At 70.6% G+C, this 20,896-nt stretch carries 22 protein-coding genes and 1 riboswitch; of the genes, 10 read left to right on the plus strand and 12 right to left on the minus strand.

Annotated features, from left to right (window positions below; all coding sequences use genetic code 11):
• Positions 1-15: 15 nt before the first annotated feature.
• A complete protein-coding gene (gene thiC / locus UW392_RS42625) occupies positions 16-1,827 on the minus strand; it encodes a phosphomethylpyrimidine synthase ThiC (RefSeq protein WP_320780667.1) in 1,812 nt (603 codons plus the stop codon).
• Positions 1,820-2,009, minus strand: a riboswitch (TPP riboswitch). It overlaps the preceding gene by 8 nt.
• A gap of 71 nt (positions 2,010-2,080) precedes the next feature.
• Between thiC and UW392_RS42630 the strand changes: the two genes are divergently transcribed.
• Positions 2,081-3,646 (plus strand): YibE/F family protein, encoded by a 1,566-nt coding sequence (locus tag UW392_RS42630; RefSeq protein ID WP_320780668.1) that lies wholly within the window; start codon positions 2,081-2,083, stop codon positions 3,644-3,646.
• A gap of 225 nt (positions 3,647-3,871) precedes the next feature.
• Here the strand turns inward: UW392_RS42630 and UW392_RS42635 are convergent, their stop codons facing one another.
• The 4 genes from UW392_RS42635 to UW392_RS42650 all read right to left on the minus strand — a co-directional run bounded on the left by UW392_RS42635 (position 3,872) and on the right by UW392_RS42650 (position 6,156).
• Positions 3,872-4,309 (minus strand): SsgA family sporulation/cell division regulator, encoded by a 438-nt coding sequence (locus UW392_RS42635; protein ID WP_320780669.1) that lies wholly within the window; start codon positions 4,307-4,309, stop codon positions 3,872-3,874.
• A gap of 98 nt (positions 4,310-4,407) precedes the next feature.
• Positions 4,408-5,133, minus strand: a complete 726-nt coding sequence (locus UW392_RS42640) for an IclR family transcriptional regulator (protein ID WP_414497201.1) — start codon at positions 5,131-5,133, stop codon at positions 4,408-4,410.
• A 336-nt stretch (positions 5,134-5,469) separates the two neighbouring features.
• Positions 5,470-5,682, minus strand: a complete 213-nt coding sequence (locus UW392_RS42645) for a DUF5326 family protein (protein ID WP_320780671.1) — start codon at positions 5,680-5,682, stop codon at positions 5,470-5,472.
• Between the two features lie 156 nt (positions 5,683-5,838).
• Positions 5,839-6,156 (minus strand): cupin domain-containing protein, encoded by a 318-nt coding sequence (locus tag UW392_RS42650; protein WP_320780672.1) that lies wholly within the window; start codon positions 6,154-6,156, stop codon positions 5,839-5,841.
• A gap of 59 nt (positions 6,157-6,215) precedes the next feature.
• On the opposite strand from UW392_RS42650, the gene UW392_RS42655 reads away from it, so the two are divergent.
• The 5 genes from UW392_RS42655 (at position 6,216) to UW392_RS42675 (ending at position 9,991) form a co-directional block, all read left to right on the plus strand.
• On the plus strand, positions 6,216-6,596 hold the full coding sequence (locus UW392_RS42655; RefSeq protein ID WP_320780673.1) for a phage holin family protein: 381 nt from the start codon (positions 6,216-6,218) through the stop codon (positions 6,594-6,596).
• Positions 6,597-6,600: 4 nt separating this feature from the next.
• Positions 6,601-7,095, plus strand: coding sequence for a low molecular weight protein-tyrosine-phosphatase (locus UW392_RS42660; RefSeq protein WP_320780674.1), 495 nt, complete (start codon positions 6,601-6,603; stop codon positions 7,093-7,095).
• A complete protein-coding gene (locus UW392_RS42665; protein WP_320780675.1) occupies positions 7,092-8,276 on the plus strand; it encodes a cystathionine gamma-lyase in 1,185 nt (394 codons plus the stop codon). Before UW392_RS42660 ends, UW392_RS42665 begins: the two co-directional genes overlap by 4 nt.
• Positions 8,277-8,504: 228 nt before the next feature.
• Positions 8,505-9,410: a LysR family transcriptional regulator gene (locus UW392_RS42670; protein ID WP_320780676.1), complete on the plus strand. Its 906-nt coding sequence runs from the start codon at positions 8,505-8,507 to the stop codon at positions 9,408-9,410.
• Positions 9,411-9,508: 98 nt separating this feature from the next.
• On the plus strand, positions 9,509-9,991 hold the full coding sequence (locus UW392_RS42675) for an NUDIX hydrolase (RefSeq protein WP_320780677.1): 483 nt from the start codon (positions 9,509-9,511) through the stop codon (positions 9,989-9,991).
• A gap of 94 nt (positions 9,992-10,085) precedes the next feature.
• Here the strand turns inward: UW392_RS42675 and UW392_RS42680 are convergent, their stop codons facing one another.
• The gene (locus tag UW392_RS42680) at positions 10,086-11,207 is read right to left on the minus strand and encodes a globin domain-containing protein (protein ID WP_320780678.1); all 1,122 of its coding nucleotides are present in this window, start codon (positions 11,205-11,207) and stop codon (positions 10,086-10,088) included.
• Positions 11,208-11,524: 317 nt separating this feature from the next.
• On the opposite strand from UW392_RS42680, the gene UW392_RS42685 reads away from it, so the two are divergent.
• A complete protein-coding gene (locus UW392_RS42685) occupies positions 11,525-12,391 on the plus strand; it encodes a GNAT family N-acetyltransferase (protein WP_320780679.1) in 867 nt (288 codons plus the stop codon).
• Between the two features lie 4 nt (positions 12,392-12,395).
• Here UW392_RS42685 and UW392_RS42690 read toward each other — a convergent pair whose 3' ends face one another.
• Complete coding sequence (locus UW392_RS42690; RefSeq protein ID WP_320780680.1) at positions 12,396-12,842, minus strand: heme-binding protein; 447 nt, start codon at positions 12,840-12,842, stop codon at positions 12,396-12,398.
• A gap of 67 nt (positions 12,843-12,909) precedes the next feature.
• Positions 12,910-14,136 (minus strand): MFS transporter, encoded by a 1,227-nt coding sequence (locus UW392_RS42695; protein ID WP_320780681.1) that lies wholly within the window; start codon positions 14,134-14,136, stop codon positions 12,910-12,912.
• A gap of 141 nt (positions 14,137-14,277) precedes the next feature.
• On the opposite strand from UW392_RS42695, the gene UW392_RS42700 reads away from it, so the two are divergent.
• A complete protein-coding gene (locus tag UW392_RS42700; protein ID WP_320780682.1) occupies positions 14,278-14,742 on the plus strand; it encodes a MarR family winged helix-turn-helix transcriptional regulator in 465 nt (154 codons plus the stop codon).
• A gap of 50 nt (positions 14,743-14,792) precedes the next feature.
• Positions 14,793-15,245 carry a GNAT family N-acetyltransferase gene (locus tag UW392_RS42705; protein WP_320780683.1) on the plus strand — a complete coding sequence of 151 codons (453 nt, stop codon included), beginning with the start codon at positions 14,793-14,795 and terminating at the stop codon, positions 15,243-15,245.
• 77 nt (positions 15,246-15,322) lie between these two features.
• Here UW392_RS42705 and UW392_RS42710 read toward each other — a convergent pair whose 3' ends face one another.
• Positions 15,323-16,708 carry a serine hydrolase domain-containing protein gene (locus UW392_RS42710; RefSeq protein ID WP_320780684.1) on the minus strand — a complete coding sequence of 462 codons (1,386 nt, stop codon included), beginning with the start codon at positions 16,706-16,708 and terminating at the stop codon, positions 15,323-15,325.
• Between the two features lie 59 nt (positions 16,709-16,767).
• The gene (gene dnaB, locus UW392_RS42715) at positions 16,768-18,246 is read right to left on the minus strand and encodes a replicative DNA helicase (RefSeq protein ID WP_320780685.1); all 1,479 of its coding nucleotides are present in this window, start codon (positions 18,244-18,246) and stop codon (positions 16,768-16,770) included.
• 459 nt (positions 18,247-18,705) lie between these two features.
• Here dnaB and UW392_RS42720 point away from each other — a divergent pair, with 459 nt between their 5' ends.
• A complete protein-coding gene (locus UW392_RS42720) occupies positions 18,706-20,043 on the plus strand; it encodes an MATE family efflux transporter (RefSeq protein ID WP_320780686.1) in 1,338 nt (445 codons plus the stop codon).
• 165 nt (positions 20,044-20,208) lie between these two features.
• On the opposite strand, the gene rplI is transcribed toward UW392_RS42720, so the two are convergent.
• Positions 20,209-20,655 (minus strand): 50S ribosomal protein L9, encoded by a 447-nt coding sequence (rplI, locus tag UW392_RS42725; RefSeq protein WP_320780687.1) that lies wholly within the window; start codon positions 20,653-20,655, stop codon positions 20,209-20,211.
• Positions 20,656-20,673: 18 nt separating this feature from the next.
• The gene (rpsR, locus tag UW392_RS42730) at positions 20,674-20,895 is read right to left on the minus strand and encodes a 30S ribosomal protein S18 (RefSeq protein ID WP_003999737.1); all 222 of its coding nucleotides are present in this window, start codon (positions 20,893-20,895) and stop codon (positions 20,674-20,676) included.
• Position 20,896 lies beyond the last annotated feature (1 nt).

Raw genomic sequence — 20,896 nt, forward strand, 5'->3', positions numbered from 1 at the left:
CGTGGGACCGGTCGGTCACTCCGCGAGCGGCAGGTACACCCGGTTCCCCGCGGCCGCGAACTCCTTCGACTTCCGGAGCATTCCCTCGGCGATCTCCTCCTGGGACGCTCCCTCGGCCGCCGTACCGCCGAAGCGCTCCGCGATGTTCTGGCTGATCTTCATCGAGCAGAACTTCGGACCGCACATCGAGCAGAAGTGGGCCGTCTTGGCGGGCTCGGCCGGGAGGGTCTCGTCGTGGAACTCGCGTGCCGTGTCGGGGTCGAGGGCCAGGTTGAACTGGTCCTCCCAGCGGAACTCGAACCGGGCGTCCGACAGGGCGTCGTCCCACTCCTGCGCACCTGGGTGACCCTTGGCGAGGTCGGCGGCGTGAGCGGCGATCTTGTAGGTGATGACACCGGTCTTGACATCGTCACGGTTGGGCAGGCCCAGATGCTCCTTGGGCGTGACGTAGCAGAGCATGGCCGTGCCCCACCAGGCGATCATCGCGGCACCGATGCCGGAGGTGATGTGGTCGTACGCCGGCGCGATGTCCGTGGTCAGCGGGCCGAGCGTGTAGAACGGAGCTCCGTCGCAGATCTCCTGCTGAAGGTCGATGTTCTCCTTGATCTTGTGCATCGGGACGTGTCCCGGGCCCTCGATCATGGTCTGGACGCCGAACCTCCTGGCGATCGTGTTGAGTTCCCCGAGCGTGCGCAGCTCCGCGAACTGTGCCTCGTCGTTGGCGTCCGCGATCGATCCCGGGCGCAGTCCGTCGCCGAGCGAGTAGGTGACGTCGTAGGCGGCGAGGATCTCGCAGAGTTCCTCGAAGTGCTCGTACAGGAACGACTCCTTGTGGTGCGCCAGACACCAGGCCGCCATGATCGACCCGCCGCGCGAGACGATGCCGGTCTTGCGGTGGGCGGTCAGCGGGACGTACGCCAGCCGCACGCCCGCGTGGACCGTCATGTAGTCGACGCCCTGCTCGGCCTGTTCGACGACCGTGTCCTTGTAGATCTCCCAGGTCAGCTCCTCGGCCCGGCCGTCGACCTTCTCCAGTGCCTGGTACAGGGGGACCGTGCCGATGGGCACGGGGGAGTTGCGCAGCACCCACTCGCGGGTGGTGTGGATGTTGCGGCCGGTGGAGAGGTCCATGACCGTGTCGGCGCCCCAGCGGGTCGCCCAGGTCATCTTCTCGACCTCCTCCTCGATGGAGGAGGTCACCGCGGAGTTGCCGATGTTGGCGTTGACCTTCACCAGGAACCGCTTGCCGATGATCATCGGCTCGATCTCCGGGTGGTTGACGTTGGCGGGGAGGACCGCCCGGCCCGCGGCGATCTCCTCCCGTACGACCTCCGGCGAGACGTTCTCCCGGACGGCGACGTACTCCATCTCGGGCGTGATCTCGCCCCGGCGGGCGTACGCGAGCTGGGTCACCGGCTGCCCGGTGCGGCCCCGGCGGGGCTGGCGCGGGCGGCCGGGGAACACCGCGTCGAGGTTGCGCAGTCCGCCGCGCGGCGAGGTGTGCTTGATGCCGTCGTCCTCGGGACGGACGGGCCGGCCCGCGTACTCCTCGGTGTCGCCGCGGGCGATGATCCAGGTCTCGCGCAGGGGGGCCAGTCCCCTGCGCACATCGGTGTCGACGAGCGGATCGGTGTACGGGCCGGAGGTGTCGTAGAGGGTGACCGACTCCCCGTTGGTGAGGTGCACCTGACGGACCGGCACCCGCAGGTCGGGGCGTGAACCCTCGACGTACGCCTTGTGCCAGCCGACGGACTTCCCGTTCTCCCCGCGTTCCTCCTGGTCGGAGTGGTGCGTGGAGGCAGGCGTGCGTGCGTCCTTGATGGTCATGAGACCTACTCCCTACGCCGGCATTACCCGGTAACAGGTTCGGCGGTCGACGCAGCGGTATCCGTCCGCGGACGCTTCGTGGGGAACATCACTCGGCTTCGGTGATGTTTCCCGTGAAACATCGCTGGGACGGAGGTCAGCGCCCTCTCAGCCCGGTGCTCCGAGCTCCCGCGTGTACAAAGGTGACTCCACGCTAGCGTCAGTTCGGGCGCGGTGAACAGAGGCCCCCTTCCGTTCTTGCGATGATCGGGCCGTGACCACGACGCAGCAGCCTCCCTTCCCCCCGCCCGAACCAGGCCGCGGCGACGGCCACGAGTACGGACACGGGCATGGGCCTGGGCCCGGCCACGGATCGGGCCCGGTTCCGAGGGCGGGCGGTGGCAACGGTCAGGGCTCCGGCGGCGGCTACGGCCCCGGTGGCGGCGGTGGGGGTGGCGGCGGCGGCGGCGGAAGTCACGGTCCCCATGGCGGTGGCGGAAGCCACGGTCCCGACGGTGGCGGAGCCGGGGGCGGCCACGGGCATTCCCACAGTCACGGCCCCGCCGCCCCCGTCTCCCAGCATCTGCGCAAGGTCATCGCGGCGGTACTGGTGCCCTTCGCCGCGGCCGTGCTGGTCGGACTCGCCGTGCTGTGGCCGGGCGGGGCCCCGGCGCACGAGCGCACCGGGGTCGGCTTCGACCGGCAGACCCAGCAAGCCACCGTCACCGAGGTGACGGAGATGAGCTGCCAGGACGTCAACGGCTCGAACCTCCCCGCCACCGGCGACACCTCGACCGCCGAGGGCTCTTCGGCCCAGCAGCAGGAGAGCGGGAACTGCAAGAAGGCGACGATCCGGGTCGACACCGGCAAGGACAAGGGCCGTACGTTCACCGAGGTCGTACAGCCGGACCAGTCACGGCAGCTGAGTGAGGGCCAGAAGGTCGTGGTCGCCTACGAGCCCTCCGCGCCGAAGGACCTGCAGTACTCGGTCTCCGACGTCAACCGCCGCTTCCCCATGGCGCTGCTCGCCGGGATCTTCGCGCTCGCCGTCGTGGTCGTCGGCCGGCTCCGGGGTGTGATGGCGCTGGTCGCCCTGGCCATCAGCTTCCTGGTGCTCAATTTCTTCATCCTGCCGGCGATCCTCCAGGGGTCGAACCCGCTGCTCGTGGCGGTGATCGGGTCGAGCGCCATCATGCTGATCGCGCTCTACGCGTGCCACGGGCTGTCGGCCCGTACGTCCGTGGCGGTGCTCGGCACGCTGGTGTCACTGGTCCTGATCGGCGTCCTCGGCTCGGTCTTCATCGGCTGGGCGGCGCTGACCGGCGACACGGACGACAACACCGGCCTCATCCACGGCCTGTACCCGTCGATCGACATGAGCGGTCTGCTGCTGGCGGGGGTCATCATCGGATCGCTCGGTGTCCTGGACGACGTGACGGTGACGCAGACGTCGGCGGTCTGGGAACTGCACGAGGCCAATCCGACGCTGGGGCGACGCGGTCTGTACCGCGCGGGCATCCGCATCGGCCGGGACCACATCGCCTCCGTCGTCAACACGCTCGTCCTCGCCTACGCGGGTGCCGCGCTGCCGCTGTTGCTGCTGTTCTCGATCGCACAGAGCAGCGTGGGCGCGGTCGCCAACAGCGAACTGGTCGCGGAGGAGATCGTGCGCACGCTGGTCGGCTCGATCGGGCTGGTGGCGTCGGTGCCGGTGACCACCGCGCTCGCGGCGCTCGTCGTCTCGGCCGACCGGCCGCAGAACGCCGGTGCCGCCGTCGCCGCGGGGGACGGCGGCCCGGCCGCGGCCCGTGGGGGGCGGGGACGGCGCCGCAAGCGGTGAAGGTGGCGGTGACGGTGACGACGACGGTGGTGGTGGCGGTGGCGGTCACGCCATCGTGGGTGGTGTGCCGTGCCCGTCTTCCGTCCCGTCGTGGGCGTCTGCCGAGCCCCTCCCTGCGCCGGACGAGGCGCAGGATCGTTCCGGCACGGTCGTCGGCGGGCGACCGCTGGACCGCCGGCGTCTGAGGAAGCGTTACCTCACCTCTTCAGGACGCGACGGAACGCTTCACCCGGCGCTCTGCTCCTCCGCCAGGATCCGGTCCAGCGCCTCGTCGAGGTGGGCGTCGAAGTCGGCGAGCACCCCTTCCTGCCCCAACGGCACCAGCTTGTCGGTGCGGTCGAGAAAGGCCACCAGCGGTGCGGCCGAGGAGCGGAACAGCGCCTGGTCGCTGCCGACCTGAAGGCGGATCAGCACCTCCGCCAGCGGCTCGGGGTCGACGGGCGCGATGCGCACGTCCCCGTCCCCGCAGGGCCGGCCCACCCCGTCGATCAGCAGCTCACGTCCGAAGGCCCAGGTCACCGGCGCGTCTCCGGGCAGGTGGAAGGTCAGTCGCACGGCATAGGGATCACCGGTCTCGTAGCTCAGCTCCACCGGGATGCGGAAGGAGAGCTCCTCCGACACGAGAAAGCTCATCATGACCTCTGCCTGTACGGACTCGTGCATCGCTTACCCCGTCATTCGCCGTCGACTGGCCGGGAATCAACCTCTAACACTGGTGGCATCTTGCTGAACGTACACACCAGATCACAAGGAGTTAGTTTTCACATACTGATAGAGAGGGAGAGCGAGCCCAGCAGCCGCCCCACCTCGTACTGCAGCTGACGCACCGCGGGCATGAGCCGGTCGGCCTGGCGGGCCGGCAGGGAGAGGGCCACGGTCGCCGCCGTGCTGCCGACGGTGAGGGGGATCGCGCCGCAGACGGCGCCCAGCGCGTACTCCTGGTGCTCGGTCACCGGTTCCATGCGCCGCACGCGCTCAAGCCGCCTCAGGAGGCTCTCGTCGTCCCGCACGGTGTAGCGCGTGACGGGGCGCACCGGATGCCGGTCGAGGTGGTCCCGGCGGGCGGGCTCGTCCAGCTGTGCGAGCAGGCACTGGCCGATGGCGTGGGCGTGGGCGGTCGTACGGAAGTCGGCCCACTCCTCGACCGCCGGGGCTCCCGGGGTGTCGGCGACGCACACGACGTCGACCTCCCCGTCGCGGTACATGGCGTAGTACACGGGGACACCGATCGCGTCGCTGCAGTGGGCGAGCGCGTCCGCCAGCGCGCCGCGACGTTTCTGCTGGGCTCCGCTGCTGCTCAGCCGCTCGGCGGCCTCCCCGAGGAAGAACAGGCCCTTGTCCCGGCGCAGATAGCCCTCGTGCACCAGGGTGCGCAGCAGGTGGTACGCCGTGGGCAGGGCCAGTCCCGTCTCCCGGGCCAACTGCTTGGCGGGGGCGCCGTACCGGTGCCCGGCCACGCACTCCAGCAGCCGCATCGCGCGCTGCACGGAACCGATGAGCGTGCCCACCGGGGTGTCCGCCGCCGGGACGTCCGCGGCGGGTGGCGCCGGACGGGACCGCACGGGGCGAGGCTGCACGGGAAGGGTGTGCGGAGTGCGCGGCGGGTGGACGGATGCGGTGTCAGCCGTGGCCAAGGGTCACTCCCGGAGCGAGGGGGCAGCCATTGCGGGGAACACGGGTGCTGGGTGTACGCCGCTGCGGGGTCGTCCCCGCCTGAGTTCCGGACTCTAACCGCCCGTCACCGCTCCTGGCCGACTCGCTCGGCAAATGTCCCTCGCCCGAGGGAACCGGTGGTCGTCGTCCTCACCGGTCCCCGGCGCCGCTCACCAGTCGCTGCGCGAAGAGGAGTTCGACATGAACTTCCGCACGATGTAGATCAGTCCGCCGACCAGGGCCACGAAGACCAGCACCTTGAAGAGCAGTCCGATCACGAACCCGACCACGCTGGCGATCAGGCCGCCGAACACGACCAGGGCGATGACCGGCACCGCGATCCACTTCACCCACCACGGCAGTTCCGCGAAGATCTCTCGCATCGCCCTCGTCCTCGTCTCTCCCGTTCCCGGGATCCTCCCGGTGACCGGGAATCCTGATGTCCTGCCCCCGATGCTAGGCGGCGCGGGTCCGGCGCGGGGGCCCGGCAGCCCTTGTCCGTCCCTGACCGAACCCCTAGGGAACCCGGAGGCCCGGTCTCAGCTCTCGGGCGGAGAGAAGACCACCAGGACCCGCAGGTCCTCGCTGATGTGGTGGAACTTGTGGGCGACGCCGGCCGGCACGTAGACGACGCTGCCGCGGGCCACCTCGGTCGTCTCCATGCCCACGGTGATCGCGGCCCGCCCGCTGACGACGAAGTACACCTCGTCCTGCGCGTGCGGCTGCTGCGGGTCGGTGGTGCCCGCGTCGAGCGCGTAGAGGCCGACCGACATGTTCCGCTCCCGCAGGAACTGCAGATAGGCACCATCGTTGGCGGCGCGCTCCGCCTCCAGTTCGTCCAGCCGGAATGCCTTCATCGCCTCGTCCGCCCCTGCCTCACCGTTCGTTCCCGATCGTGTCTGCCACGATCAGACACATGAAGAATTTCGTAGTCAAGACGATCGCGAACGCGGGCGCCCTGGCCGTCGCAGTATGGCTGCTCGACAAGATCACCCTGACCGGGGGCAGCACGGGCAAGAAGGCCGGCACCCTGATCCTCGTCGCTCTGGTCTTCGGCCTGGTCAACCTGCTGGTCAAGCCGATCGTGCAGGTCCTGACCTTCCCGTTGTTCATCCTGACGCTGGGTCTGTTCACGCTGGTGGTGAACGCGCTCATGCTGTTGCTCACCTCGTGGCTGGCCGACAAGCTCGACCTCAGTTTCCACGTGGAGGGGTTCTGGACCGCCGTTCTGGGCGGCCTGATCATCTCGATCGTGTCCTGGGCGCTGAACATGGTCCTGCCGGACGACAAGGACTGACCCGATGACCTACCGCGTCTCTTTCGTCTGCAGCGGCAACATCTGCCGGTCGCCGATGGCCGAAGTCGTCTTCCTCGCGCGCGTGGCGGACGCCGGGCTGGAGGGCCGGGTGGAGGCCGACAGCGCCGGCACGGGCGGCTGGCACGAGGGCGAGGGCGCCGATCCGCGCACGGTGGCCGTCCTGGAGGACAACGGTTACACCGTCGACCACACGGCCCGGCAGTTCCACGCCTCCTGGTTCGCCCGCCTGGACCTCGTCGTCGCCCTGGACGCCGGCCACCTCAGGGCGCTGCGCCGCCTGGCGCCCACCGAGCAGGACGCGGCCAAGGTCCGCCTGCTGCGGTCGTACGACCCGGCCGCGCGCGACGGCGACCTCGACGTGCCCGACCCGTACTACGGGGGCGCGGACGGCTTCGAGGAGTGCCTTGAGATGGTGGAGGCGGCGAGCGACGGTCTGCTCGCCGCGGTACGAGAGCAAGTGGAAGGACGAGCGGCATGAGTGATTCCGCCTCCATCGGGCAGACCCCCGGGCACCTCCCCGAGGCAGTGCTGCCGGACGGTGCGGGAGACGGCACGCGCGCCGTGCGCGCCGGGCTGCCCGAGCCGGTCAAGCACGAGCCGACCCTGCCGGGACCGGTGTTCGCCGCCCACTTCCACCTGCCGGGCGATCCCACCGGTCCGTACACCTACGGACGGGACGAGAACCCCACCTGGACGCTGCTGGAGCGCGCCATCGGCGGGCTGGAGGCGCCCGGCGCGCGGGACGTGGAGACACTGGTCTTCGCCTCCGGCATGGCCGCGATCTCCTCCGTGCTGTTCTCGCAGCTCAAGGCCGGGGACGCGGTCGTCCTGCCCGACGACGGCTACCAGGTGCTGCCGCTGGTGCGGGCGCAGCTGGAGGCGTACGGCATCGAGGTGCGCACCGCGCCGACCGCCGGGGACGCCCAGCTCGGTCTGCTGGACGGCGCCCGGCTGCTGTGGATCGAGACGCCGTCGAACCCCGGTCTCGACGTGTGTGACGTCCGCCGGCTCGTGGAGGCGGCGCACGCGCGGGGCGTGCTCGTCGCCGTCGACAACACCCTCGCCACCCCCCTCGGCCAGCGTCCGCTGGAGCTCGGCGCGGACTTCACGGTGGCCAGCGGCACCAAGCAGCTCACCGGTCACGGCGACATCCTGCTGGGCTACGTCGCCGGCCGCGGCGGCGAGCCGATGACCGCCGTACGGCGGTGGCGGAAGATCGTCGGCGCGATCCCCGGCCCGATGGAGGCGTGGCTCGCCCACCGTTCGCTCGCCACGCTCCAGCTCCGCGCCGACCGGCAGAACGCGAGCGCGCTGAAGGTCGCCGAGGCGCTCCGCGACCGACCGGAGATCACCGGGCTGCGGTACCCGGGACTGCCCGACGACCCGTCGCACAAGATCGCCGCGCGGCAGATGCGGCGCTACGGCTGCGTGGTCTCCTTCACCCTGCCCTCACGCGCGCGTGCCGACCGTTTCCTGGACGAGCTGCGGCTGGTGGACGACGCGACGAGCTTCGGCGGCGTACGGTCCACCGCGGAGCGGCGCGGCCGGTGGGGCGGCGACGCGGTACCGGAGGGCTTCGTCCGGCTGTCGGTCGGCGCCGAGGACCCCGAGGACCTGGTGGCCGACCTGCTGCGGGCCCTGGACGCGTCCGCTGAGTGACCCGGGCGGCAGCCCCCCGGACGGGGCATGCCGCATACGGCGGACGGTCCGAGCCTCCCCCCTCATGGCTCGGACCGTCCTCGGTTCCGCGCGCGAAGAACCGCGCACACAAGGCTAGTTGACTCTGTGTCAGTGTCCAATCACAGTAGCGACAGAGACCTATCGACATATTTATAGTTGGGCGGTGCCGGGGGGCCGGGAGAAGGGCAGAAGAGGGGAAGAGCTTTCGTGGATCTGGCCTTGCTGCGCACGTTCGTGACAGTTCACCGGGCCGGTTCCTTCACCCGGGCCGCCGCCCTGCTCGGCCTCTCGCAGCCGGCTGTGACCTCGCAGATCCGCACCCTGGAGCGGCAGCTCGGCCGCCCGCTCTTCCTGCGTCAGGCCCGCGGCGTGACCCCCACGACCATCGGTGACGAACTGGCGCACAAGGCCGCACCGCATCTCGACGCCTTGGTGGAGATAGCCGAGACCGGGCTCGACGACACGTCCTCCCAGCGGACGCTGCACCTGGCCGGGCCGCCCGAGTTCACGGCCGAGCGGGCCCTGCCCGCGCTCACCGGGCTCATCGGCGAGGACGCCCAGAACTTCTCCCTGCGCGCCTCCTTCGGCAACGCCGACGAAACCCTGGAAGGGCTCGCCGCCGGACATCATGATCTGGCCATCGGCACGGCCCGTCCGCGCGGTGGTCTGCTCACGGCGACTCCGCTCTGCGACGAGGAACACGTCCTCGTCGCGGCTCCGCGCTGGGCCGAGCAGACAGCCGTCGCCCGGCGCGGCAGCGACGGAACGTCCCTGCTGGAGCGCGTCCCCGTCATCGAGGTGCACGAGTCGCTGCCCTTCGTCGCCCGGTACTGGGCCTCCGTCTTCGACGCCTGCCCGGTCGCCCCGGGCACGATCATCGTCCCCGATCTGCGGGCGGTGCTGGCCTGCGCCGTCGCGGGGGCCGGGCTCGGGGTGCTGCCCCGGTACCTGGCCGCCGAGGCGCTGGAGCGCGGTGCGCTGGTCCCGCTGTACGACCCGGTGGTGCCGCCGCTGCGGACGTACTTCCTCGCCGTGCGCACCGGCACGCTGGCCATGCCGCACATCGCACGGGCCCACGACTGGCTGCTCCAGGTCGCGGCCGACTGGAACTGACCCCTGTGGCCGCCGGCTCCCGCCCGCAGGACAGGCATGTGGCCTTCCATGATCTTCCGTGATGTTTCACGTGGAACGAACCGGGCCACATTCCCCCCATGACCGACCGACCCGTGGTCAAGCGCACCGCACGCGCCGTTCTCCTGGACGGCGGTGACCTGATTCTGATCAAGCGCACCAAGCCCGGCGTGGATCCCTACTGGGTCACCCCGGGCGGGGGAGTCGAGCCGGAGGACACCACGGTCGTCGACGCCCTGCACCGCGAGGTGTCCGAGGAGCTAGGCGCCAAGGTCTCCGACGTCGTCCCTTGCTTCGTGGACACCGTGGAGCACATCGGGGAGGACGGCGGCGCCACGGGCGTGAAGGTGCAGCATTTCTTCGTCTGCCGGCTGGAGTCGATGGATCCGGCCCTGCGGCACGGGCCCGAGGTCGACGAGCCGGCCGGTGAGTACGAGATCGTCCGGGTGCCGTTCACACGGGTGGGCATCGCCTCGGTCCACCTCGTGCCGTTGTCGCTCCGGCACTATCTGGACGGCAACATCGAGGGGGTCCGGGCCCTGCACGCAGGGGATCTGGGCTGAGAAGACTACGCCGTACGCCGGGGATCTGGGCTGCGGAAGTGCGCCGCACACCGGGAACGAGTCGAGAAGAGCGCGGCATCTCCGGGGACGCGGCTCAGTCCTCCGTGCCGACCGGGCCGTCCACCTCGTCGTGGCGTATGCGCTCCGCGGGGACGCCGCTCGCCCGCAGGGTGGTCACGCCCCGGCGGATCATCCCGGGCGGTCCTGAGAGAAAGGCGTCGTACTCGTTCCAGGGTCCGTAGGCGCGGACCGCGTCGGGGAGCTGGAGCCGGGCCTGCCGGTCGGTCACGGCCCGGACCGAGAGCCAGGGGTGCACCCGCTGGAGCCGGAGCAGGGTGTCGATGTCGTAGAGCCCGTGGTCGGTGCGGGCGCCGTAGAAGACCTGCACCGCACGTCGGTCGCCGTGCTCGGCGACGTCCTCGACGAGCGCCTTCATGGGCGCGATGCCGGTCCCGCCGCCGATACAGAGCAGGCTGCTGCCGGAGGCGTGGTCCACGGTCATCGATCCGGCGGGCGGGCCGAGGCGGAGGACGTCACCGGGCCGGGCCCGGTGCACCAGGGCGTTGGATACCCAGCCCGCCGGTACGGCCTTCACATGGAGCGACAGCAGGCCGTCGGAGCGGGGCGCCGACGCGAAGGAGTAGCGCCGCCAGATCCGCGGCCACCACGGCGTCTCCAGGCTCGTGTACTGCCCGGCGAGAAAGGGGTAGGGCTGGTCGGGACGGAGGCTGAGGACCGCTATGTCCGGCGTTCTCAGCTCGTGCCCGACGATCTCGGCGTGCCACCAGGGCGGGGCGTGCAGCTCGTCCTCCGCCGCCGCGTCGATCATGATCTGCGAGATGCTCGTGTAGGCCCGGATCCACGCCTGCTCGGTCTCCGGATCCCAGGTCAGGAGGGCGTGTCTGCTCAGCGCGCCGAGGAGGCACTCCCCGACGGCCGGATAGTGCTCGGGCCGGGTCCCGTACTTGCGGTGGCCCCGGCCGAGGCCCCGGAGGTACGCGGTGAGGACCGCCGGGTCGTCGATGTGCTCGGCCGCCGTGAGCAGCGCCGTGAACAGCCGGTCGCGCTGCGCGTCCATCGCCGCCGGGAAGAGCGCCCGCAGCTCCGGATGCCGGACGAACAGCAGCGCGTAGAAGTACGACGTGACCTTCTGCGACATGGGCTCGATCTCCGCCATGGTGCGGCGGATGAGGAGGGCGTCCGGGGACGCGTCCATGTGTGCCTCGCCTAGAGCAGCTTCCGGTCGGTCTGCGCCCTGCGCCGGGAGATGCGTCGCAGCACACTCTGCCCGAGCGTTCCACCGTGTGAGGGCGCCCCGGCCGCATACCCGGAATCACAGGTCTTCGATCAGGGCAGCACGTTACGCTGCCCGCCTGTCACCGGTCTGTCGTCCTGCTGCCGCGCCATCCTGCGTTCGCCGACGTTTCACGTGAAACCCGGTGCCGCGCGAGCAGTGCTCACATGGCCAAAAGCTCGTACGTCCCAGCGGAAACGGGTGGACGGCGAGGGTGGCCGTCGGTCAGCCTGACCTGCGTGCCGACTCCCTCCCTCGCCACCCTGCCCATCCGACGCCTGACGTTCCGCGATCTCTCCGCGTGCGCCGATCTCTCCGAGTCCCGCGGCTGGACCCGCGAGGAACACCGGTGGAGCCTGCTCCTCACAGCCGGCAAGGGGTACGGCATCGACGACCCCGGAGGCGGTCTGGTCAGCGCCTGCGCCGTCACCGAGTACGGGCACAGTGAACGTCCCGCGCTCGCCGCCGTCGGCATGGTGCTCGTCGCGGAACGGCACGCCCGGCAGGGCGTGGGACGCCGCCTCATGCGCCACCTCGTGGCGACGTACAGCCCCGCTCCCCTGACCCTGTACGCGACGCCCAACGGCCGACCGCTCTACGAGGAGCTGGGGTTCAAGGCCGTCGGCGGCGCGGAGATGGTCCGCGGTTACTTCGCCCCCGACGAGCAGGGGCCGGCGGTCCCCACGCGGGCGGCGACCGCCGAGGACCTCCCGGCGATCCTGCGGCTCGACGAAGAGGTCTTCGGTGCGGACCGCACCCACATGATCGCGCGGCTGCCCGCCTTCGCCGACCGGCTGCGGGTGGCGGAGGAGGACGGACGGCTCGTCGGGTACGCCGCTGTCTGGCCCTCCACGGACAGCGATGTCGTGGGCCCGCTGATCGCCCGGGACACCGAGACGGCCAAGGCGCTGCTCGCGTCCTTGGCCGTCGGCGCGGAGCGCCCGCTGCGCACCGACATCGACGTACGCCACGAGGAGTTGCTGTCCTGGCTGAAGGCACGGGGCCTGGCACCCATCGCCTTCAACGCGGTCATGACGTACGGCACCACCGAGCTGCCCGGCGACTGGAGCCGCCGGTTCGCTCCGCTGACGGTGGCGGCCGGCTGAGCCGCTAGACGAGCGAAAGGGATGCGACGGCCGCCGAGGCGAAGCCGTGGTCCTGCTCCGGGGCTCCGCCGCCGACCCCGATCGCGCCGATCAGCCGTCCGTCGCGGTGCACGGGCACACCGCCCGCGATGAACAGCAGCGGCCGGTCCAGCGCGGTCGGCAGCGTGTGGAAGAGCCCGCCGGGCTGCACCGCGTCGACGAGGTCGGCGGTCGGCGCGTCCAGCTGAAGCGCCGTGTACGCCTTGCGGGTGCTGGTCTCCCCGGAGATCAGCACGGCGCGGTCGTCCCGTCGGAAGGCCAGGAGGTGGCCGCCCGCGTCGAGGACGGTGACGCTCACCGTGACTCCGGCGGCCTCGGCGGCGCGGTACGCCGCGGTGACGAGTGCCTCGGCGTCCTGGGTGGTCAGCGGGGCGGCGGCTGTGCTGACGGGGGTGGGGGTGGGGGTGCTCATCGGGTTGCTCTTCTCTTGCGGTTGTCGGGGTCGGGCGGTGCGGTTCATCGGGGTCGGGCGGTGCGGTTCAGTGGTGGACGGCCGGCTGCCGGTCGGCCGGCACGGAGCCTGTGACGACAGCGCCGGGGGCACCGGACGCGGCGGACGCGCCGGTCCGTCGTTCGAGGGCGGCCGCGAGGACGGCCAGTACCAGGGCGGACGCGGCCAGTGCGGCGCCCACCCAGTTCGGGGCGGTGTAGCCGAACCCGGCGGCGATGACGAGGCCGCCGAGCCAGGCGGAGAGCGCGTTGCCCAGGTTGAAGGCCCCGATGTTCACGGCCGAGGCCAGGGTGGGGGCGCCGTGGGCGTGGTCGAGGACGCGCTTCTGCAGCGGCGGGACGGTCGCGAAGCCGAGGGCGCCGATCAGTACGACGGTCACGGCAGCCGCCACCCGGTTGTGCGCGGTGAGGGTGAACAGGGCCAGGACGACGGCCAGGGTGCTCAGTGAGACGTAGAGCAGGGGCATCGTGGCCCGGTCGGCCAGCCGGCCGCCGACGAGGTTGCCGCCGACCATGCCGAGTCCGAAGAGGACCAGCAGCCAGGTGACCGAGGAGTCGGCAAAGCCCGCGACATGGGTCATCATCGGCGCGATGTAGGTGACGGCCGCGAAGACGCCGCCGAAGCCGAGGACGGTCATCGCCATGGCGAGCAGGACCTGCACGTTCTTGAAGGCGGCCAGTTCGTGCCGGAGCCGTACGCCCTCCGGCTTCGGCAGGTCGGGGACCAGCTTGGCGATGCCGGCCAGCCCGACGAGGCCGAGCGCGGCGACCAGGGCGAAGGTGACACGCCAGCCGACAGCCTGGCCGACGAGGGTGCCGAGCGGCACGCCCACCACGTTGGCGACGGTCAGCCCGGTGAACATCATGGCGATGGCTCCGGCCTTCTTCTCGGGGGCCACGAGATCCGCGGCGACGACCGAGCCGATGCCGAAGAAGGCGCCGTGGGCGAGCGAGGCCACCACACGGCCGATCACCATGACGGAGAAGGCCGGTGCGAGGGCGGAGAGCAGGTTGCCGACGACGAAGAGCCCCATCAGCAGCATCAGCATCCGCTTGCGGGGGATGCGGGTGCCGAGGACGGTCATCAGCGGGGCGCCGAACATGACACCGAGGGCGTAGCCGGTCACCAGGAATCCGGCGGTGGGGATGGAGACCCCGTAGTCCCGCGCGACCTCGGGCAGGAGCCCCATGATCACGAACTCGGTCGTTCCGATGCCGAAGGCCCCGATCGCGAGGGCCAGAAGCGCGAGAGGCATGGACGGGTACACCTTTCAGAAAGATTGCAGGAGCGCTGTGCTTGCGTCGACAATAGTTGCACACGCTGGCTATAAGTGAAAGCGGGCTATTGCACTCCTGGTCTACCCTTGTCTCAGCCGCTCCGGGACGGAGGAAACGCCATGACAGCGACGGACCCCGCACTCACCGCCCTCGCCCAGGGCTGGTGCGCCCTTTCCCTGCTGCACGGGAGGATCGAGACGCACATCGAGCGCGCCCTGCAGGCCGGCCACGGCCTCAGCGTGCGCGAGTACTCCCTGCTCGACGTCCTCAGCAGGCAGCACGAGGGCGACGGCGGACATCTGCAGATGAAGCAGGTCGCCGACGCGGTGGTGCTGAGCCAGAGCGCCACCACCCGCCTGGTGACGCGACTGGAGGACCGTGGCCTGCTGGAGCGCTACCTGTGCCCCACCGACCGCCGCGGCATCTACACGAACGTCACCGAGGCCGGTCTGAAGCTGCTGGAGGAGGCCCGGCCCACCAACGACACGGCGCTGCGCGAGGCCCTCGACGAAGCCTCCCGCAACCCGGACCTCGCCCCGCTGGTCCGGGCCGTGGAGACGCTGAAGGCCCCGCTCCCCGCCTGAGCCGGTCCACGCCGCACGCCCCGCCCGCCGCGGTGCGTAGGGTGCGGGGCATGGGAGATCTTGAGATACGGCCCGCCGTCGAGGACGACATCCCGGCGATCGTCGCGATGCTCGCCGACGACCCGCTGGGCGCGCGGCGCGAGTCGCCCGACGACCCGGGCCCGTACCTGGCCGCTTTCCGCCGGATCGGCGACGACCCGAACCAGCACCTGGTCGTCGCCGTTCGCGAGGGACGCGTCGTGGGCACGCTCCAGTTGACCGTCGTCCCGGGACTGTCCCGGCGCGGCGCGACCCGGTCGATCATCGAGGCCGTCCGCATCCACGCCGACGAACGCGGCAACGGCCTCGGTACGCGGCTCATCGAGTGGGCGGTCGACGAGTCCCGCCGCCTGGACTGCGTCCTGGTCCAGCTGACCTCCGACGCCAGCCGGACCGACGCCCACCGCTTCTACGAGCGGCTCGGTTTCTCGGCGTCCCATGTGGGGTTCAAGCTTCAGCTCTGAGCCCGCCCGGCGAGCCCGCCGATCCCGCTGACGTGGCCCATGTGCATGTTCCACGTGAAACGGGACCGGCGGGTCCCCTAACCGATCCCCCGCCACCCCTCCGGATCCACCCCGCCCGGAACCGGCGCCGCCGCGTCGTACGGCTCGCGCGTGAACACGAACGAGCCGAGGTCCAGATGGCTCACGGTGCCGTCCGTCCGCCGCTCGGCGCGCAGCAGCTCCCCGGCGTAGTAGCCCTCCAGTCCGTACCAGGTGCCGTCCCCGTTCGACCGGAACCGCGAGCGTCGTCCACCGCCCGCGAGCGGCCCCAGCGACACGCCCCCGTCGGCGGTGACCCGCAGGGCGAAGGCGTTCGTCCCCCAGTACCAGGGTCCCGCCAGTTCCAGCAGCGAGGCGTCGACCTGCCGCAGCGGTCGCCACGGTTCGGGGATCCGGGGCTCGGCCTCCGCGACGATCCTGATCAGGTCACCGCCGACCAGGGACGGATACGGACCGGAGGTGCAGTTGGCCAGGACCACCGCCGCGACGTCGTCCTCCACGCCGATGGTCAGGTTGGCGAGGAACCCGGGCAGCGATCCGGAGTGCCCCACCAGCGTCCGCCCGTCCCGGTGCTGGAGCTGCAACCCGAGACCGTACGTCACCCGGTCCGCCACGTCCGCGGTCTCGGCGGGCGCGGCGGGCACCCGCATCTCCCGCACGCTCTCCGCGCTGAGCACCCGGTCGTCGCCGTGCGTCAGGAAGACCGCGAACCTCGCCAGGTCCCCGGTCGTGGACCAGAGCTGCCCGGCCGGGGCCATCCGCCCGAGGTCCTCCGCGGGCTCGGGCAGCATCACGTCCGCCCATGGATGGACCGCCCAGCCACCCGCGTGCGGCGCACGCGGACGCGCGCTCGTACGGTCGAGCCCCAGCGGATCGAGCACTTCCCGGCGCAGGACGTCCTCCCACGGCGCTCCCCGCACCTCCTCGACCAGCGCGCCGAGCAGCGTGTAACCCGGATTGGAGTAGTGGTGCCGACGGCCCACGGGGTGGCGGAGGGGCTGCTCGCCCAGCACGTCGGCGAGTTCCGGGCGCAGCGCACCGGGGGTCCGCTCCCACCACGGCGCCGGTGACTCGGCGGCGAGGCCCGCGGTGTGCGCGAGCAGACCGGCGATCGTGGCCTCTCCCGCCCCGGTGCCGGGCAGGTGCTTCTCCAGCGGGTCCCCGAGGTCGAGCAGTCCCTCGTCGCGCAGCCGCAGGACGAGGACCGCCGTGAAGGTCTTGGTGATCGAGCCGATCCGGTACTGCACGTCCTGGTCGGGGAGTTGCCCGTCCACCGAGGACCGCGACCCGTGCCAGACGACGCGGCCGCCGCGGACCACCGCGGCGGTCAGGGACGGCGCTCGCCCTTCGGACTGGGCCACGGCGATCCGGTGCAGCAACGCCCGGCGGGTGCCGGGCAGGAGTTCTTCCTGAGGTGACGTCATACCCCCAGTCCAGCCGCCCAGGACCCTCCCGTCGAACACATTTCCCCGGGTCGGGACGGTCAGGTCTGCGCCATGTCCACGAAGCGCGAGTAGTGGCCCTGGAAGGCGACGGTGATCGTCGCCGTGGGGCCGTTTCGGTGCTTGGCCACGATCAGGTCGGCCTCGCCCGCGCGCGGTGACTCCTTCTCGTAGGCGTCCTCGCGGTGGAGCAGGATGACCATGTCCGCGTCCTGCTCGATGGAGCCGGACTCACGCAGGTCGGAGACCATCGGCTTCTTGTCCGTGCGCTGCTCGGGACCACGGTTGAGCTGCGAGAGCGCGATGACGGGGATCTCCAGCTCCTTGGCGAGCAGCTTGAGGTTACGGGACATGTCCGAGACCTCCTGCTGCCGGCTCTCGGCGCGCTTCGACCCGCCGGACTGCATCAGCTGGAGGTAGTCGATGACGACCAGCTTGAGGTCGTTGCGCTGCTTGAGCCGGCGGCACTTGGCCCGGATCTCCATCATCGACAGGTTCGGGGAGTCGTCGATGTACAGCGGAGCGGCCGACACGTCCGGCATCCGGCGGGCCAGCCGGGTCCAGTCGTCGTCCGTCATGGTGCCGGAGCGCATGTGGTGCAGAGCGACCCTGGCCTCGGCGGAGAGCAGGCGCATCGCGATCTCGTTGCGCCCCATCTCCAGGGAGAAGACGACACTGGGGAGGTTGTGCTTGATCGACGCGGCGCGGGCGAAGTCCAGCGCGAGCGTCGACTTGCCCATGGCGGGACGGGCCGCGATGACGATCATCTGGCCCGGGTGCAGGCCGTTGGTCAGCGAGTCGAAGTCCGTGAACCCGGTGGGTACGCCGGTCATCTCGCCGCTGCGCGAGCCGATCGCCTCGATCTCGTCGAGCGCGCCCTCCATGATGTCGCCGAGCGGCAGGTAGTCCTCACTGGTCCGCTGCTCGGTGACGGCGTAGATCTCGGCCTGGGCCTTGTTGACGATCTCGTCGACGTCGTCGTCGGCCGCGTATCCCATCTGCGTGATCCGCGTGCCGGCCTCCACCAGCCGGCGCAGGACCGCGCGCTCGTGAACGATCTCGGCGTAGTACGCGGCGTTGGCCGCGGTCGGCACCGTCTGGACGAGGGTGTGCAGGTACGACGCCCCGCCCACCTTGTTGATCTCGCCCCGCTTGGTCAGCTCGGCGGCGATCGTGATCGGGTCGGCGGGCTCGCCCTTGGCGTAGATGTCGAGGATCGCCTGGTAGATCGTCTCGTGCGCCGGCTTGTAGAAGTCGTGGCCCTTGAGGATCTCCACGACGTCGGCGATGGCGTCCTTCGACAGCAGCATGCCGCCGAGCACCGACTGCTCTGCGTCCAGGTCCTGCGGAGGGACCCGCTCGAACGACGGGCCCGCGTCGTCCCAGGCGCCGCCCTCCCGGCCGCGCTCGTGCTGCTCGTCCCGGCCGCGCGGTCCCTCGCCGCGGCGGCGGGAGGCGGGCAGACGATCGCTCGGGCCGCTGTCGGCCCACGGCTCGTCCAAGGGCTCGGAAATGCTCACCGAGCCACCTCCTCCCGTCCGCGGTGCGGACCTCACCGTGCCCCTCATTTCTACGGCACGGCACTGACAAATAAGAGGCCCAACTCCGGTTCGGGCGCGTCGGATTTATACCGTTTCGCGTGCCGGGGGACGGAGCGGGCGCCGGACCACCGTAGGCCCGTCGGCACCGTCAGCCAATCTGGTTATCCACAGGCCATGTGGACGACGGGCCAGATGCTGTGGAGAACTCCCGGAAACCTGTGCACGAGCCGGTGGACAGCCCTGTGAACAAGCCCGCAGCTTTGCCGGGACATAGCCGATCACCTGCGCTTTTCCCGTCCACCGGCTGTGCAGAAGAAAAAGTTGCCCGGTCGGACCAAGATCAACAGAGGGCACGCGCGAACAGGCGGCCCACTCAATCGAAAGTAAGGGTCGATCAAGCTTTGCATCTCTTACCTGTGGAAGATTAGATTGGTGCCCATGACACAGGCCCCCGCGCACTCCCGGACCGGCCGGGGCCGGCACGACCGGGAGATCATCGCTCTCGCCGTCCCGGCCTTCGGTGCGCTCGTCGCCGAGCCCCTCTTCGTCCTGGCCGACAGCGCGATCGTCGGCCATCTGGGCACCGCCCAGCTCGCCGGTCTCGGAGTCGCATCGGCCCTCCTGACGACCGCCGTCAGCATCTTCGTCTTCCTCGCCTACGCCACCACCGCGGCCGTCTCCCGACGGGTCGGCGCGGACGACCTCCAGTCCGCCATCCGGCAGGGCATGGACGGCATCTGGCTCGCCCTGCTGCTCGGCGCCGCCGTCATCGCCGTCTTCCTGCCCACGGCGCCGCACCTCGTGGAGCTTTTCGGCGCCTCCGACACCGCGGCCCCCTACGCCACCACCTATCTGCGCATCTCCTCGCTCGGCATCCCCGCCATGCTCGTCGTGCTCGCCGCGACCGGTGTCCTTCGCGGGCTGCAGGACACCCGCACCCCTCTCTACGTCGCCATCGGCGGCTTCGTCGCGAACGCCGTCCTCAACGCCGTCCTTGTCTACGGCGCCGACCTCGGGATCGCCGGCTCGGCCTGGGGCACGGTCATCGCCCAGTGCGGCATGGCCGCCGTCTACCTCGTGGTCGTCGTGCGCGGGGCCCGCCGGCACGGCGCCTCCCTGCGTCCGGACGCCGCCGGCATCAGAGCCTCGGCCCAGGCGGGCGTGCCGCTGCTGGTCCGTACGCTCTCGCTGCGGGCGATCCTGATGATCACCACGGCGGTGGCGGCCCGCCTCGGCGACGCGGACATCGCGGCCCACCAGATCATCCTGTCGCTGTGGAGCCTGCTCGCCTTCGCCCTGGACGCCATCGCCATCGCCGGCCAGGCCATCATCGGCCGCTACCTGGGCGCCGGGGACGAACAAGGCGCCCGTGACGTCTGCCGCCGCATGGTCCAGTGGGGCATCGCCACCGGCCTGGTACTCGGCGTACTGGTCGTGGTGGCCCGCCCGGCTTTCCTGCCCCTCTTCACCGGCGACGCCTCGGTGAAGGACACGGCGCTGCCCGCACTGGTGGTCGTAGCCCTGTCCCAGCCGGTCTGCGGGGTCGTCTACGTCCTGGACGGTGTCCTCATGGGCGCGGGCGACGGCCCGTACCTGGCCTGGGCCATGCTGCTCACCTTGGCGGTCTTCACCCCGGTGGCACTGCTCGTCCCCGTCTTCGGCGGCGGTCTCACCGCTCTCTGGGGAGCCATGGCCCTGATGATGACCGTGCGTCTGGTGACGTTGTGGGTACGGACCCGCTCCGGGCGCTGGATCGTCACCGGCGCGACGCGCTGACCGTTTCACGTGAGACAACCGCTGTGCCCGTTTCACGTGAAACAGGCACAGCGGTTGTCTCACGTGGAACACCTGCCGAGTACCGTCCCGTCCGCGCCGAACACGACGATGGGGCCGCATCCCGAAGGATGCGGCCCCATCCTGCCGCTACAGCGGACACGGCACTCAGGCCGCGACAACCTCGATGTTGATCTTGGCGTCAACCTCGGGGTGCAGACGCACGGACGTCTCGTGGGCGCCCAGCGTCTTGATCGCCGAGCTCACCTCGATGCGGCGCTTGTCGACCTCGGGGCCACCGGCAGCCTTGATCGCCGAAGCGATGTCGGCCTGGGTGACGGAACCGAAGAGCCGGCCGGCGTCGCCCGCACGGACGGCCAGACGGACCTGGACGCCCTCGAGCTGGGCCTTCACCTGGTTGGCCTGCTCGATGGTCTGGATCTCGTGGATCTTGCGAGCACGACGGATCTGCTCGACGTCCTTCTCGCCGCCCTTGGTCCAGCGGATAGCGAACTTCCGCGGGATCAGGTAGTTGCGGGCGTAACCGTCCTTGACGTCGACGACGTCACCGGCGGCACCGAGGCCGGAGACCTCGTGGGTGAGGATGATCTTCATGTGTCGGCCACCCTTCCCTTATCGCGCGGTGGACGTGTAGGGCAGCAGCGCCATCTCACGGCTGTTCTTCACGGCCGTGGCGACGTCACGCTGGTGCTGGGTGCAGTTGCCGGTCACGCGGCGGGCACGGATCTTGCCGCGGTCGGAAATGAACTTCCGCAGCATGTTCGTGTCCTTGTAGTCCACGTACGTGACCTTGTCCTTGCAGAAAGCGCAGACCTTCTTCTTCGGCTTGCGCACA

This window comes from Streptomyces sp. CRN 30 (genome assembly GCF_034105845.1).

Excerpts from the sequence above, each read along its gene's own strand:
- UW392_RS42710 (WP_320780684.1), bottom strand. The coding sequence starts at position 16,708 with ATGACGTCACCTCAGGAAGAACTCCTGCCCGGCACCCGCCGGGCGTTG.
- thiC (WP_320780667.1), bottom strand. The coding sequence starts at position 1,827 with ATGACCATCAAGGACGCACGCACGCCTGCCTCCACGCACCACTCCGAC.
- UW392_RS42675 (WP_320780677.1), top strand. The coding sequence starts at position 9,509 with ATGACCGACCGACCCGTGGTCAAGCGCACCGCACGCGCCGTTCTCCTG.
- UW392_RS42645 (WP_320780671.1), bottom strand. The coding sequence starts at position 5,682 with ATGCGAGAGATCTTCGCGGAACTGCCGTGGTGGGTGAAGTGGATCGCG.
- UW392_RS42635 (WP_320780669.1), bottom strand. The coding sequence starts at position 4,309 with ATGCACGAGTCCGTACAGGCAGAGGTCATGATGAGCTTTCTCGTGTCG.
- UW392_RS42695 (WP_320780681.1), bottom strand. The coding sequence starts at position 14,136 with ATGCCTCTCGCGCTTCTGGCCCTCGCGATCGGGGCCTTCGGCATCGGA.
- UW392_RS42690 (WP_320780680.1), bottom strand. The coding sequence starts at position 12,842 with ATGAGCACCCCCACCCCCACCCCCGTCAGCACAGCCGCCGCCCCGCTG.
- UW392_RS42660 (WP_320780674.1), top strand. The coding sequence starts at position 6,601 with ATGACCTACCGCGTCTCTTTCGTCTGCAGCGGCAACATCTGCCGGTCG.
- rplI (WP_320780687.1), bottom strand. The coding sequence starts at position 20,655 with ATGAAGATCATCCTCACCCACGAGGTCTCCGGCCTCGGTGCCGCCGGT.
- UW392_RS42700 (WP_320780682.1), top strand. The coding sequence starts at position 14,278 with ATGACAGCGACGGACCCCGCACTCACCGCCCTCGCCCAGGGCTGGTGC.
- UW392_RS42705 (WP_320780683.1), top strand. The coding sequence starts at position 14,793 with ATGGGAGATCTTGAGATACGGCCCGCCGTCGAGGACGACATCCCGGCG.
- UW392_RS42680 (WP_320780678.1), bottom strand. The coding sequence starts at position 11,207 with ATGGACGCGTCCCCGGACGCCCTCCTCATCCGCCGCACCATGGCGGAG.
- UW392_RS42655 (WP_320780673.1), top strand. The coding sequence starts at position 6,216 with ATGAAGAATTTCGTAGTCAAGACGATCGCGAACGCGGGCGCCCTGGCC.
- UW392_RS42665 (WP_320780675.1), top strand. The coding sequence starts at position 7,092 with ATGAGTGATTCCGCCTCCATCGGGCAGACCCCCGGGCACCTCCCCGAG.
- UW392_RS42650 (WP_320780672.1), bottom strand. The coding sequence starts at position 6,156 with ATGAAGGCATTCCGGCTGGACGAACTGGAGGCGGAGCGCGCCGCCAAC.
- UW392_RS42720 (WP_320780686.1), top strand. The coding sequence starts at position 18,706 with ATGACACAGGCCCCCGCGCACTCCCGGACCGGCCGGGGCCGGCACGAC.